This is a genomic window from Microbacterium sp. K35, assembly GCF_004794375.1.
GTDB classification, from domain to species: Bacteria; Actinomycetota; Actinomycetes; order Actinomycetales; family Microbacteriaceae; genus Microbacterium; species Microbacterium sufflavum.
In genome coordinates this window covers 1-659 of sequence record NZ_SSDM01000343.1, presented here as the reverse complement: position 1 = coordinate 659, position 659 = coordinate 1, and the positions used below count along the sequence as shown (strand labels likewise).

Annotated in this window: 1 protein-coding gene and 1 pseudogene; one reads left to right on the top strand and one right to left on the bottom strand. The window is 76.9% G+C overall.

Features of this window, described 5'->3' with window-relative positions:
* Positions 1 to 388, bottom strand: a pseudogene (locus DW299_RS19180) (DNA polymerase III subunit gamma and tau); the annotation flags it as partial.
* Between DW299_RS19180 and DW299_RS19410 the strand changes: the two are divergent.
* On the top strand, positions 357 to 659 hold a 303-nt coding region (locus DW299_RS19410; protein ID WP_205814404.1), incomplete at its 3' end, for a hypothetical protein. The pseudogene DW299_RS19180 and the gene DW299_RS19410 sit on opposite strands and share 32 nt — an antisense overlap.

Here is a 659-nt window from a genome sequence, read left to right as displayed (position 1 = left end):
GGGCTCGCGCCGCTGAGGCAGGCTCCGATGCGGGTGCGGCGTCGGCGGGGGCGCTGGACCCGGAGGATGCGGGCTGGCGCGGCGCTCCCCCCTGCGGCATCGGCGCCGGCAGATACTTCACCCGGACGCCGACCTCCTGCTCGATCGCGGAGCGCAGGTGGTCGGACGGACCGGAGCCGGGCGTGGTGCCCTTGAACTTCGCCACGTCGTGCTGGCTCGTGAACCCGAGCGTGAGCACCTCGGAGTCGGTGTCGTACGCGAGCGGCTGCACCGCGGTGGCGAGCAGCCACGACGTGCGGCTGATGCCCTCGAGCCGGGTGAGCACCGCCGGCCACGCCGCGCGGATGCGGTCGAACGTGACCGGGCCGGCGGGGGGCGGCGAAGACACGGACGGCGCCGACGCGGTGTCGTCGGCGGCGGCCGAGCCTCCGGCGTCGGAGCCCCCGGAGGCGGAGGTGGAGGTGGAGGCGGAGGTGGAGGTGGAGCGATCGGGGCTCGCGGGATCGGAGGCCCGATCGGACGACACCGCCTCATTCGCCGCGGAGGACGCGGGCGCTGCGGGAGCCGACGCGGCCGGTGCCACGGTCGAGGCGGGCGTCGGCACAGCGGGAGCCGCGGACGGTGCCGGGGCCGGTGAGGGTGCAGCGGGAGCCCCGGCA